This window comes from Streptomyces sp. NPDC006997, from assembly GCF_040635175.1.
Taxonomy (GTDB): Bacteria; Actinomycetota; Actinomycetes; order Streptomycetales; family Streptomycetaceae; genus Streptomyces.
This window is the reverse complement of the sequence record NZ_JBEYHH010000022.1, coordinates 97,831-110,365: the sequence shown is the minus strand read 5'-3', so window position 1 is coordinate 110,365 and position 12,535 is coordinate 97,831. Positions and strand designations below refer to the sequence as shown.

The window sequence follows — 12,535 nt, the reverse complement described above, 5'->3', positions numbered from 1 at the left end:
CCCCTTACAGCTTCATCAGGCTGGCGTCGTCGACCGAGGCCGAGTGGCGGGCGCGGAACACCGAGACGATGATCGCGAGTCCGACCACGACCTCCGCGGCGGCGACGACCATCGTGAAGAAGGCGATGATCTGGCCGTCGAGATTGCCGTGCATCCGGGAGAACGCGACGAACGCGAGGTTGCAGGCGTTGAGCATCAGCTCCACGCACATGAACAGCACGATCGCGTTCCGCCTGATCAGCACGCCGGTGGCGCCGATCGTGAACAGCAGGGCCGCGAGATAGAGGTAGTTGACCGGGTTCACTTCGATGCCTCCTCGGCCCGCTTGAAGGTCGCCGGTTCGATCGCGGTCCGCTCCAGGCGCTCTGCCGCGCGCTGTTCCAGCGCCCGCAGGTCGTTGAGCGCCTCCGTCGACACGTCCCGGATCTGGCCGCGCTCCCGGAGCGTCTTGCTGACCGTCAGCTCGGACGGGGTGCCGTCGGGGAGCAGACCGGCGATGTCCACGGCGTTGTGCCGGGCGTAGACGCCGGGGGCGGGCAGCGGCGGGAGGTGCTTGCCCTCGCGCACGCGCTCCTCGGCCAGCTCCCGCTGGGTCTTGGCGCGCTCGGTGCGCTCGCGGTGGGTGAGCACCATCGCGCCGACGGCCGCCGTGATCAGCAGGGCGCCGGTCAGCTCGAAGGCGAAGACGTACTTCGTGAAGATGAGGGACGCCAGCCCCTCCACGTTGCCGTTGGCGTTCGCCGTGGCGAGGCCGTTGAACTCGCTCAGGGAGGCGTTGCCGATGCCGCCGACGAGCAGGACGCCGAAGCCGAGCCCGCACACCAGGGCCACCCAGCGCTGGCCCTTGATGGTCTCCTTCAGGGAGTCCGCCGCGGTGACACCGACCAGCATCACCACGAACAGGAACAGCATCATGATCGCGCCGGTGTAGACGACGATCTGCACGATGCCCAGGAAGTAGGCGCCGTTGGCGAGGTAGAACACCGCCAGGATGATCATGGTCCCGGCGAGGCAGAGCGCGCTGTGCACGGCCTTCTTCATGAAGACGGTGGCCAGGGCGCCGAGCACGGCGACGGTGCCGAGGATCCAGAACTGGACCGCCTCCCCGGTGGAGGTGGAGTAGGCGGCGAGCTGCCCGGTCATCAGCCGATCACCTCCTGCGACGCCGGTTCGTCCGTGCCGGAGGTGGCGGCGGCTTCCTGCGGGGCCTCCCCCTTGGAGACGGCCGGCTGCGGGACCGTGCCGGGGGCGGCCTCGGTGACCAGGCCCCGGTAGTAGTCCTGCTCGTCCATGCCGGGGTAGATCGCGTGCGGGCTGTCGACCATGCCCTCCTCAAGGCCGGCGAGCAGCTGCTCCTTGGTGTAGATGAGGTTGGCGCGGCTGGAGTCGGCCAGCTCGAACTCGTTGGTCATCGTGAGCGCGCGCGTGGGGCATGCCTCGATGCACAGACCGCACAGGATGCAGCGGGCGTAGTTGATCTGGTAGACGCGGCCGTACCGCTCGCCCGGCGAGTAGCGCTCCTCGTCGGTGTTGTCCGCGCCCTCGACGTAGATCGCGTCGGCCGGGCACGCCCAGGCGCACAGCTCACAGCCCACGCACTTCTCCAGGCCGTCCGGATGGCGGTTGAGCTGGTGCCGTCCGTGGAACCGTGGGGCGGTGGTCTTCTCCTGTTCGGGGTACTGCTCGGTCAGCCGCTTCTTGAACATGGCCTTGAAGGTCACGCCGAAACCGGCCACGGGGTTCATGAACCCGGGCTTCGTCTGCCCGGCCTCCTGGGGCTCCTCAGCCATCGGACGCCTCCTTTCCATCCAGAGATCCGTCACTGGCAGTATCCGTCCCACCACTGACAATCAACTCGCGCTCGTGGCGGGGGCGGCGCCTGGGCACCGGCGGCAGCTCCTGCCCCGGCATGGGCGGCACGGGGAACCCGCCCGCCATCGGGTCGAAGCCGGGCGGTCCGGCGGGCTCCTCCCGCTCCGCCTTGCCGCGGTCGCGGAACATGTCCGCGACGAAGGACAGCAGCAGCAGGACGAGCACACCGCCGCCGACGTAGAGGGCGATGTCGGTGAAGTCGTAGTTCTCGTTCCGCAGGGTCCGCACGGTGGCGACCAGCATCAGCCAGACCAGGGAGACGGGGATGAGGACCTTCCAGCCGAGCTTCATGAGCTGGTCGTAGCGGACCCGGGGCAGGGAGCCGCGCAGCCAGATGAAGAAGAACAGCAGGAGCTGCACCTTGAGGACGAACCAGAGCATCGGCCACCAGCCGTGGTTCGCTCCCTCCCAGAAGGTGCTGACCGGCCAGGGCGCCCGCCAGCCGCCCAGGAAGAGCGTCGTGGCCACCGCCGACACCGTGATCATGTTCGCGTACTCGGCAAGCATGAACATCGCGAACTTGATGGACGAGTACTCGGTGTTGAAGCCGCCCACGAGGTCGCCCTCGGACTCCGGCATGTCGAACGGGGCGCGGTTGACCTCACCGACCATCGTCACGATGTAGATCAGGAAGGAGACCGGCAACAGGATCACGTACCAGCGGTCCTCCTGCGCCTCGACGATCGCCGAGGTCGACATCGTCCCCGAGTACAGGAAGACGGAGGCGAAGGCGGCGCCCATGGCGATCTCGTAGGAGATCATCTGCGCGCACGAGCGCAGGCCCCCCAGGAGCGGGTAGGTGGAGCCGGAGCTCCAGCCCGCCAGCACGATGCCGTAGATGCCGACCGAGGCGACCGCGAGGATGTAGAGCATCGCGATCGGCAGGTCCGTGAGCTGCATCGTGGTGCGCTGGCCGAAGATCGAGACCTCGTTCCCGGCCGGGCCGAAAGGGATCACCGCGATCGCCATGAAGGCCGGGACCGTCGCCACGATCGGCGCGAGGACGAAGACCACCTTGTCCGCACGGCGGACGATCAGGTCCTCCTTCAGCATGAGCTTGATGCCATCGGCGAGTGACTGGAGCATTCCCCAGGGGCCGTGCCGGTTGGGCCCGACGCGCAACTGCATCCAGGCGACGACCTTGCGCTCCCAGACGATGGCGAACAGCACGGACACCAAGACGAAGGCGAAGCAGAACACCGCCTTGGTGACGACGAGCCACCACGGATCGGTGCCGAACAGCGAGAGGTCCTCAGCAGCCAGGTACGGGCTCATGCCTCCACCTCCTTGAGGGCTTCGGCGGCGTCGGTCGCCGGGCCGATGCGGACGAGCGAGCCGGGCCGGGCGCCGGTGTCGGAGGCGACGCCCCCGCCGACGGAGTTCAGCGGCAGCCAGACCACACGGTCGGGCATCTCGGTGACCTCCAGCCGGAGTTCGACGGTCCCGGCGGGGCCGGTCACGGCGATCACGCCGCCGTCCTCGACGCCCGCCTCGACGGCCGTGGCGGCCGACACGCGCGCGTGCGCGGCGTGCCGGGTCCCGGCGAGCGCCTCGTCGCCCTCCTGGAGGACGCCCTGGTCGAGCAGCAGCCGGTGCCCGGCGAGAACCGCCTCGCCGACGGCCGGTCGCGGCAGCCCGCCCGCCGTCTCCAGCGGGTCGGTGGCCCGCGGCCCCTCCCAGGCGCCGAGCCGGTCCAGTTCGGCGCGCACGGTCCGCAGGTCCGGCAGGCCCAGGTGGACGTCCATGGCGTCGGCCAGCATCTGGAGCACCCGCGCGTCGGCGCTCAGCCTGCGCGGGGTGTGCTCGGGCTTGAGCGCAGCCTCGAAGAAGCGCGCCCTGCCCTCCCAGTTGAGGAAGGTGCCCGCCTTCTCGGCGACCGCGGCGACCGGCAGGACGACGTCCGCGAGTTCGGTCACCTCGCTGGGCCGCAGTTCGAGCGAGACCACGAACCCGGCCTCGGCGAGCGCCTCACGCGCGCGTGCCGGATCCGGCAGGTCCGCGACCTCCACCCCGGCCACCAGCAGGGCCTGCAGCTCGCCGGTGGCGGCGGCCTCGATGATCTGGCCGGTGTCGCGGCCGTAGCTGTGCGGCAGGTCCGCGACGCCCCAGACGGCGGCGACCTCCTCACGCGCGCGCGGGTCGGTCGCCGGGCGCCCGCCCGGCAGCAGCGACGGCAGCGCGCCCGCCTCGACGGCGCCGCGCTCCCCGGCCCGCCGCGGGATCCACACCAGCCGCGCACCGGTCGCGGACGCGGCCCGTACGGCGGCGGTGAGCCCGCCCTTCACGGCGGCCAGCCGCTCACCGACGGCGATCACCGCGCCCTCGGCGCGCAGCGCCTCCGCGGCGACCGCGCCGTCGTTCTCCAGGCCGACACCGCCCGCCAGCGCGTCCAGCCACTCGGCCTCCGTGCCCGGGGCGGCGGGGAGCAGCGTGCCGCCCGCCTTCTCAAGGCCCCGGGTGGCGTGCGTGGCCAGTGAGAACACCCGCTGCCCGTGCTTGCGCCACGCCTTGCGCAGCCGCAGGAAGACGCCGGGCGCCTCCTCCTCCGACTCGAAGCCGACCAGCAGCACGGCGGGCGCCTTCTCCAGCGCCGTGTACGTGACGCCCGTACCGTCGAGGTCGCGACCGCGGCCGGCGACGCGCGCGGCGAGGAAGTCGGCCTCCTCGGCGCTGTGCACGCGCGCGCGGAAGTCGATGTCGTTGGTGTCGAGCGCCACCCGCGCGAACTTGCTGTACGCGTAGGCGTCCTCGACGGTGAGGCGACCGCCGGTCAGCACTCCGGTGCGGCCCCGCGAGGCCAGCAGGCCCTGCGCGGCGATCTGCAGCGCGTCCGGCCAGGACGCCGCCTCCAGCTCACCCTCGGCGTTGCGCACCAACGGTGTCTCGAGGCGGTCCTTCTGCTGTGCGTACCGGAACGCGAAGCGTCCCTTGTCGCAGATCCACTCCTCGTTGACCTCGGGCTCGTTGGCGGCGAGCCGCCGCATCACCTTGCCGCGCCGGTGGTCGGTGCGGGTCGCGCAGCCGCCGGAGCAGTGCTCGCACACCGACGGCGAGGAGATCAGGTCGAAGGGGCGGGAGCGGAACCGGTACGCCGCCGAGGTGAGCGCGCCGACCGGGCAGATCTGGATGGTGTTGCCGGAGAAGTACGACTCGAACGGGTCGCCCTCGCCGGTGCCGACCTGCTGGAGCGCGCCCCGTTCCAGCAGCTCGATCATCGGGTCGCCCGCGACCTGGTTGGAGAACCGGGTGCAGCGGGCGCACAGCACGCACCGCTCCCGGTCGAGCAGCACCTGTGTGGAGATCGGCACGGGCTTGGCGAACGTGCGCTTCCTGCCGTCGAAGCGGGACTCGGCGTTGCCGTGCGACATCGCCTGGTTCTGCAGCGGGCACTCGCCGCCCTTGTCGCAGACGGGGCAGTCCAGCGGGTGGTTGATGAGCAGCAGCTCCATCACACCCTTCTGGGCCTTCTCCGCGACCGGCGAGCTGAGCTGGGTCTTGACGACCATGCCGTCGGTGCAGGTGATGGTGCAGGACGCCATCGGCTTGCGCTGGCCCTCGACCTCGACGATGCACTGGCGGCAGGCGCCCGCCGGCTCGAGGAGGGGGTGGTCGCAGAACCGGGGGATCTCGATGCCGAGCTGTTCGGCGGCCCGGATGACCAGGGTGCCCTTGGGCACGCTGACCTCGGCGCCGTCGATCGTCAGCGTCACGAGGTCTTCCGGCGGGCGGGCGGCCTCGCCCCCGCCGGAGGGAGCGCTGGTGGTCACTGTCATGCGTTCACCTCCGTACGGTGGTCGGCCCAGGCCGTCGACTTGGCCGGGTCGAAGGGGCAGCCACGGCCCGTGATGTGCTGCTCGTACTCCTCACGGAAGTACTTCAGCGAGGAGAAGATCGGCGCGGCGGCGCCGTCGCCGAGGGCGCAGAACGCCTTGCCGTTGATGTTGTCGGCGATGTCGTTCAGCTTGTCGAGGTCGGACATCTGACCCTTCCCGGCCTCGATGTCACGCATCAGCTGGACGAGCCAGTAGGTGCCCTCGCGGCAGGGTGTGCACTTGCCGCAGGACTCGTGGGCGTAGAACTCGGTCCAGCGCGTCACGGCGCGCACCACGCAGGTCGTCTCGTCGAAGCACTGGAGCGCCTTCGTGCCGAGCATGGAACCCGCGGCGCTCACCCCTTCGTAGTCGAGGGGGACGTCCAGGTGCTCGTCGGTGAACATCGGGGTCGAGGAGCCGCCGGGGGTCCAGAACTTCAGCCGGTGGCCCGGCCTCATGCCGCCGCCCATCTCCAGGAGCTGGCGCAGGGTGAGGCCGAGCGGCCCCTCGTACTGGCCGGGGTTGGCGACATGGCCGCTGAGCGAGTAGAGCGTGAAGCCCGGGGACTTCTCGCTGCCCATCGACCTGAACCATTCCTTGCCGTTCTTCATGATGGCGGGAACTGACGCGATCGACTCGACGTTATTCACCACAGTCGGGCACGCGTAGAGGCCCGCGACCGCAGGAAAGGGGGGACGGAGCCGCGGCTGCCCGCGGCGGCCTTCGAGCGAGTCGAGCAGTGCGGTCTCCTCACCGCAGATGTACGCGCCAGCGCCCGCGTGCACGGTGAGATCGAGATCGAGGCCGCTACCGAGGACGTTCTTGCCCAGGTAGCCGGCCGCATAGGCCTCGCTCACGGCCGTGTGCAACCGCCGCAGCACGGGGACCACTTCGCCACGCAGATAGATGAAGGCATGAGAAGACCGGATGGCATAACAGGCGATGACAATGCCCTCGATGAGGCTATGCGGGTTCGCGAAGAGGAGCGGGATGTCCTTGCACGTTCCGGGCTCTGATTCGTCGGCGTTGACAACTAGATAGTGCGGCTTTCCATCCCCCTGGGGAATGAACTGCCACTTCATTCCGGTGGGGAATCCCGCGCCGCCGCGCCCGCGCAGCCCGGAGTCCTTGACGTACGCGATCACGTCGTCGGGCGACATGGCCAGCGCCTTGCGGAGTCCCTCGTATCCCTCGTGCCTTCGGTACACGTCCAGCGTCCAGGACCTGTCCTCGTCCCAGAAGGCCGACAGCACGGGTGCGAGCAGCTTCTCGGGGCTGGTGTCTTTCAGCTCGGGTGCCAAGGTCATCACTCCCCCTCCTCGGCGACGGGCCCCGCCGGGTTGGAGGGGTCGGAGGCCGATGTGTCCTGCGGCGCGTCATGCGAACTGAGGTGCTCGGCGGGCGACGGCTCGTGCACCTTGTCCCGGGTCTCCTCGCGGGCTCCGGCGTCCCGCGGGTGTACGACCCGCGCGGGTGCCGCCTCGCCCTTGGCGATCTTGAGGCCGATCAGTGAGGCGGGTCCCGCGCTTCCGGTCGCCTCGGCGGCGCCGTCCCGCTCGTCGGGGAAGCCCGCCAGGATCCGGGCGGTCTCCTTGAAGGTGCACAGCGGCGCCCCGCGCGTGGGGGTGACCTCGCCTCCGGTGCGCAGGTCGTCCACGAGGCGCTTGGCGCTCTCCACGTCCTGGTTGTCGAAGAACTCCCAGTTGACCATCACGACGGGCGCGTAGTCACAGGCCGCGTTGCACTCGATGTGCTCCAGGGTGACCTTGCCGTCGTCGGTGGTCTCGCCGTTGCCGACGCCGAGGTGCTCCTGGAGCGCCTCGAAGATCGCGTCGCCGCCCATCACCGCGCACAGGGTGTTGGTGCACACCCCGACCTGGTAGTCGCCGCTCGGCCGGCGCCGGTACATCGTGTAGAAGGTGGCGACGGCGGTCACCTCGGCGGTGGTCAGGTCGAGCACGTCCGCGCAGAACTGCATCCCGGTGCGCGTGACGTGGCCCTCCTCCGACTGCACGAGGTGCAGCATCGGCAGGAGGGCGGACCGGGAGTCGGGGTAGCGGGCGATGATCTCGCGCGCGTCCCGCTCCAGCCGGGTGCGGACGTCGTCCGGGTAGCCGGGCGCGGGCAGTTGCGGCATGCCCAGGCTGACGCCCCGCTCCGAAGAAGAGGTGGTCACCGGTCGACGCCTCCCATCACGGGGTCGATGGAGGCCACGGCGACGATGACGTCGGCGACCTGGCCGCCCTCGCACATCGCCGCCATGGCCTGAAGGTTGGTGAAGGAGGGGTCACGGAAGTGGACCCGGTAGGGGCGGGTGCCGCCGTCGGAGACGGCGTGGACGCCGAGTTCGCCCTTGGGTGACTCGACCGCCGCGTACGCCTGTCCCGGCGGGACGCGGAAGCCCTCGGTCACCAGCTTGAAGTGGTGGATCAGGGCCTCCATGGAGGTGCCCATGATCTTCTTGATGTGGTCCAGGGAGTTGCCCAGTCCGTCCGGTCCCATGGCGAGCTGGGCGGGCCAGGCGATCTTCTTGTCGGGGACCATGACCGGCCCGGGCTCCAGCCGGTCCAGGCACTGCTCGACGATCCTGAGCGACTGGCGCATCTCCTCCAGGCGGATCAGGAAGCGGCCGTAGGCGTCGCAGGTGTCGGCGGTCGGGACCTCGAAGTCGAAGGTCTCGTACCCGCAGTACGGCTGGGTCTTGCGCAGGTCGTGCGGCAGGCCGGTGGAGCGCAGCATGGGCCCGGTGACCCCGAGGGCCATGCAGCCCGTCAGGTCGAGGTAGCCGACGTCCTGCATACGGGCCTTGAAGATGGGGTTCCCGGTGGCGAGCTTGTCGTACTCCGGGAGGTTCTTCTTCATCTTCTTCACGAACTCGCGGATGTGGTCCACCGCGCCGGGCGGCAGGTCCTGGGCGAGTCCGCCGGGCCGGATGTACGCGTGGTTCATCCGCAGGCCCGTGATCAGCTCGTAGATGTCGAGAATCATTTCACGATCACGGAATCCGTAGATCATGATCGTGGTGGCGCCGAGTTCCATGCCGCCGGTGGCGATGCACACCAGGTGCGAGGAGAGCCGGTTCAGCTCCATCAGGAGCACCCGGATGAGGGTGGCGCGGTCGGGGACCTGGTCCTCGATGCCGAGGAGTTTCTCGACGGCGAGGCAGTAGCCGGTCTCGTTGAAGAAGGACGTCAGGTAATCCATGCGCGTGACGAAGGTGGTGCCCTGCGTCCACGTGCGGTACTCGAGGTTCTTCTCGATGCCGGTGTGCAGATAGCCGATGCCGCAGCGGGCCTCGGTGACCGTCTCGCCGTCGATCTCCAGGATGAGGCGCAGCACTCCGTGGGTGGAGGGGTGCTGGGGTCCCATGTTGACGACGATGCGCTCGTCGTCGGCACGGGCCGCGGACTGGACGACCTCGTCCCAGTCGCCGCCGGTGACCGTGTAGACGGTGCCTTCGGTGGTCTCCCGGGGGGAGGCGTGGGAAGTGCTCATGAGTACGACCTCCGCTGGTCCGGAGCCGGGATCTGGGCGCCCTTGTACTCGACGGGGATGCCGCCGAGGGAGTAGTCCTTGCGCTGTGGGTGGCCCTGCCAGTCGTCCGGCATCATGATCCGCGTCAGGGCCGGGTGACCGTCGAAGACGATGCCGAAGAAGTCGTAGGTCTCGCGCTCGTGCCAGTCGTTCGTCGGGTAGACGGCGACCAGGGACGGGATGTGGGGATCGGCGTCCGGGGCGCTGACCTCCAGGCGGATCAGCCGGTTGTGGGTGATCGAGCGCAGGTGGTAGACGGCGTGCAGCTCGCGGCCCTTGTCGTGCGGGTAGTGGACGCCGCTGACGCCCGTGCACAGCTCGAAGCGGAGCGCGGGGTCGTCGCGCAGGGTGCGGGCGACGCGGACCAGGTGCTCGCGTTCCACGTGGAAGGTGAGTTCGCCGCGGTCGACGACCGTCTTCTCGAAGGCGTTGGCGGGCAGGAGTCCCTGTTCCTCCAGGGCGCCCTCCAGTTCGTCGGCGACCTCGTCGAACCAGCCGCCGTAGGGGCGGGCGGACGGTCCCGGGAGCCGTACCGAGCGGACCAGGCCGCCGTAGCCGGAGGTGTCGCCGCCGTTGTTGGCGCCGAACATGCCGCGCTGGACGCGGATCTCCTCGCCGCCCTGGCCGCGCTGGCCGGGGAGGTTGGATGCGCTGAGGTCCTTCTCCGGATTGGCCTCGCCGCTGTTGGCGTCGCTCATCGCAGCAGCCCCTTCATCTCGATCGTCGGCAGGGCCTTGAGCGCGGCCTCCTCCGCCTCGCGGGCCGCTTCCTCCGCGTTCACACCGAGCTTGGAGTGCTGGATCTTGTGATGGAGCTTGAGGATGGCGTCCATCAGCATCTCCGGGCGCGGCGGGCAGCCGGGGAGGTAGATGTCGACCGGGACGACGTGGTCGACGCCCTGGACGATGGCGTAGTTGTTGAACATGCCGCCCGAGGAGGCGCACACGCCCATGGAGATCACCCACTTGGGGTTCGGCATCTGGTCGTAGACCTGCCGCAGCACCGGCGCCATCTTCTGGCTGACCCGGCCCGCGACGATCATCAGGTCCGCCTGGCGGGGTGAGCCGCGGAAGACCTCCATGCCGAAGCGCGCGAGGTCGTACCGCCCGGCGCCGGTGGTCATCATCTCGATGGCACAACAGGCGAGGCCGAAGGTGGCCGGGAAGACCGACGACTTGCGCACCCAGCCCGCGGCCTGCTCGACGGTGGTCAGCAGGAATCCGCTCGGCAGCTTTTCTTCGAGTCCCATGACTTAGGCCCCTCAGTCCCATTCCAGGCCGCCGCGCCGCCACACATAGGCGTAGGCGACGAAGACGGTGAGCACGAACAGCAGCATCTCCACGAGCCCGAACACACCCAGGGCGTCGAAGGTGACGGCCCAGGGGTAGAGGAAGACGATCTCGATGTCGAAGACGATGAAGAGCATCGCCGTCAGGTAGTACTTGATGGGGAAACGCCCGCCGCCGGCCGGCGTGGGGGTTGGCTCGATACCGCATTCGTAGGCCTCGAGCCTGGCCCGGTTGTACCGCTTTGGACCGATCAGCGTGGCCATGACCACGGAGAAGATCGCAAAGCCTGCCCCGAGGGCTCCCAGTACGAGGATGGGCGCATACGCGTTCACCGCTCCTCGCTCCTCTCAGTCGGCACTGACTGCTGGCGGTTCACCGGACCCGCATCCGCCCCGTCAGTCCCACAAACCCCGCCCGTCCCGGCGAAGATCGAGAACATGTGAAGCAGGTCACAAGCCCAGTTGCCTCGCATCTTATGCCCGTGGGTCTGTGATCTGCGACACGGGGTATTACACAACCTTTGTGATCTCCACCACCTGACGAAGGATCATGAAGTCGGATGAGCGGTGATCTTCACACCCGAAGCATCTGAGTGATCACCAGAGGTGACATATTCGCAAGTCAGCGCAGCTCGGAGGGGGTGTCTCAATATCAAGATGGTTCCGCTACATGCAAATTGGAGATGGACGGGCGGCGCTGATAGTGGCCCGCGTTCACAACCCACGGGGGTCACGCGGAAGGGTGTGAACGCGTGCACGCGTTCACGAAGTCGGCACACTCCCGACGCACGCTCGACACGCGCGCGGGACGCGACCCCTCCGGTAACCGTTCCGTGACCTCCGCCACATTCGCGAGAGGCGGAGGAAAAGCGGGCTTGGCCAACGAACGCAACGAGTGGTAGGCAGCGGGCAATTAGGGCGTATCGACGAAAGCCCGTGATCACAGGCTTGATCACCTGCGTCCGCAATGTCCGTTACGGCGTCAATAAAGGGCGACACGCCCGACGTTCGAGGGGCCCTTTGAACAATTGTGGCGCAGACCACGTTTCTTGAAGGTATGGAGGAGCCCCTGATACCCGTTGGTCCCATGTCCCACACCGCTCACATACCCAGCCACCGGAAACCCCGCCGCAACGCGTCGTCGAAGATCGCGATGCGGGCCGGAGTTGCCGGTGGCATCCTCAGCACCGTGGCAGTGGCCAGCGCGTCGGCCGCGGCGAGCGCCGCCGAGCCGGTCACGCAGACCCTGGAACTGCCCGTCCTGACGGCTGACCTGGCCGCTCAGGTCGCGGAGTCCGCGGACGCCACCCAACTGGCGGCCGCGAACTACGAGCTGGAGGCCGAGCGTGACGCGGCCGCCGCGCGGGCCGCGAAGGAGGCCAAGGCCGACCTCGCCGAGGCGAAGCGCAAGGCCGAGGCCAAGAAGAAGGCCGCTGAGGCCGCCCGCAAGGCCGCCGCGGAGCGCGCCGCCCGTGACGCCGAGCGCGTCACCCTCACGGCCAGCACCGACACCGGCACCACCGTCACCGCGCCCGCCAGCGGCAGCGTGGCGACGGTCATCGCCTTCCTCAAGGCACAGGTGGGCGACGCCTACGTCATGGGCGCCACCGGCCCCAACGCCTGGGACTGCTCCGCCCTCGTCCAGGCCGCCTTCCGCCAGGTCGGCGTGGACCTCCCCCGGGTCTCCCAGGACCAGTCGATGGCCGGCACCGAGGTCTCCCTCTCCGGCCTCCAGGTCGGGGACATCCTGTACTGGGGCGGCAAGGGCTCCGCGTACCACACGGGTGTCTACATCGGTAACGGCCAGTACCTGGACGCGGCCAACCCCTCCAAGGGCGTCGTCATCCAGGACCTCTCCGGCTACCCGGCGTCGGGCGCGGTCCGGGTGCTCTGACCCGGGACACACACGGCACCGGACGCGTGCCGACGCGCCACCAGGCGCCACAGGCAGGGGCCGCAGCCGCTCGGGGGCAGCGGCCCCTCCGCCGTACCGCCGGTTGCGCCCTGCCGGTCGGCCCCCGCACTCTCT

At 69.3% G+C, this 12,535-nt stretch carries 12 protein-coding genes; 1 reads left to right on the top strand and 11 read right to left on the bottom strand.

From position 1 onward, the window contains the following. Positions 1–4 precede the first annotated feature (4 nt). The 11 genes from nuoK to ABZ659_RS22700 are packed head-to-tail and all read right to left on the bottom strand — an operon-like array spanning position 5 to position 10,839. Complete coding sequence (gene nuoK / locus ABZ659_RS22750) at positions 5–304, bottom strand: NADH-quinone oxidoreductase subunit NuoK (protein ID WP_356061246.1); 300 nt, start codon at positions 302–304, stop codon at positions 5–7. Then, positions 301–1,143, bottom strand: a complete 843-nt coding sequence (locus tag ABZ659_RS22745) for an NADH-quinone oxidoreductase subunit J (RefSeq protein WP_360223006.1) — start codon at positions 1,141–1,143, stop codon at positions 301–303. The genes nuoK and ABZ659_RS22745 overlap by 4 nt, the downstream gene beginning before the upstream one ends. Next, positions 1,143–1,790, bottom strand: a complete 648-nt coding sequence (gene nuoI, locus ABZ659_RS22740) for an NADH-quinone oxidoreductase subunit NuoI (RefSeq protein ID WP_360223003.1) — start codon at positions 1,788–1,790, stop codon at positions 1,143–1,145. Before nuoI ends, ABZ659_RS22745 begins: the two co-directional genes overlap by 1 nt. Continuing rightward, positions 1,783–3,147: an NADH-quinone oxidoreductase subunit NuoH gene (gene nuoH, locus ABZ659_RS22735; protein WP_360223000.1), complete on the bottom strand. Its 1,365-nt coding sequence runs from the start codon at positions 3,145–3,147 to the stop codon at positions 1,783–1,785. Before nuoH ends, nuoI begins: the two co-directional genes overlap by 8 nt. Continuing rightward, a complete protein-coding gene (locus ABZ659_RS22730) occupies positions 3,144–5,645 on the bottom strand; it encodes an NADH-quinone oxidoreductase subunit G (protein ID WP_360222997.1) in 2,502 nt (833 codons plus the stop codon). The genes nuoH and ABZ659_RS22730 overlap by 4 nt, the downstream gene beginning before the upstream one ends. Beyond that, positions 5,642–6,994 (bottom strand): NADH-quinone oxidoreductase subunit NuoF, encoded by a 1,353-nt coding sequence (nuoF, locus tag ABZ659_RS22725; protein WP_360222994.1) that lies wholly within the window; start codon positions 6,992–6,994, stop codon positions 5,642–5,644. Before nuoF ends, ABZ659_RS22730 begins: the two co-directional genes overlap by 4 nt. Continuing rightward, a complete protein-coding gene (gene nuoE / locus ABZ659_RS22720) occupies positions 6,991–7,860 on the bottom strand; it encodes an NADH-quinone oxidoreductase subunit NuoE (protein ID WP_360222991.1) in 870 nt (289 codons plus the stop codon). The genes nuoF and nuoE overlap by 4 nt, the downstream gene beginning before the upstream one ends. Continuing rightward, the gene (locus ABZ659_RS22715; protein ID WP_360222988.1) at positions 7,857–9,179 is read right to left on the bottom strand and encodes an NADH-quinone oxidoreductase subunit D; all 1,323 of its coding nucleotides are present in this window, start codon (positions 9,177–9,179) and stop codon (positions 7,857–7,859) included. The genes nuoE and ABZ659_RS22715 overlap by 4 nt, the downstream gene beginning before the upstream one ends. Then, positions 9,176–9,916, bottom strand: coding sequence for an NADH-quinone oxidoreductase subunit C (locus tag ABZ659_RS22710; protein ID WP_360222985.1), 741 nt, complete (start codon positions 9,914–9,916; stop codon positions 9,176–9,178). Before ABZ659_RS22710 ends, ABZ659_RS22715 begins: the two co-directional genes overlap by 4 nt. Next, positions 9,913–10,467: an NADH-quinone oxidoreductase subunit B gene (locus tag ABZ659_RS22705; RefSeq protein ID WP_189217821.1), complete on the bottom strand. Its 555-nt coding sequence runs from the start codon at positions 10,465–10,467 to the stop codon at positions 9,913–9,915. Before ABZ659_RS22705 ends, ABZ659_RS22710 begins: the two co-directional genes overlap by 4 nt. A 12-nt stretch (positions 10,468–10,479) precedes the next feature. Further along, positions 10,480–10,839: an NADH-quinone oxidoreductase subunit A gene (locus tag ABZ659_RS22700; protein ID WP_086791863.1), complete on the bottom strand. Its 360-nt coding sequence runs from the start codon at positions 10,837–10,839 to the stop codon at positions 10,480–10,482. Positions 10,840–11,563: 724 nt separating this feature from the next. Between ABZ659_RS22700 and ABZ659_RS22695 the strand changes: the two genes are divergently transcribed. Next, on the top strand, positions 11,564–12,400 hold the full coding sequence (locus ABZ659_RS22695) for a C40 family peptidase (RefSeq protein WP_360222980.1): 837 nt from the start codon (positions 11,564–11,566) through the stop codon (positions 12,398–12,400). Positions 12,401–12,535: the final 135 nt, after the last annotated feature.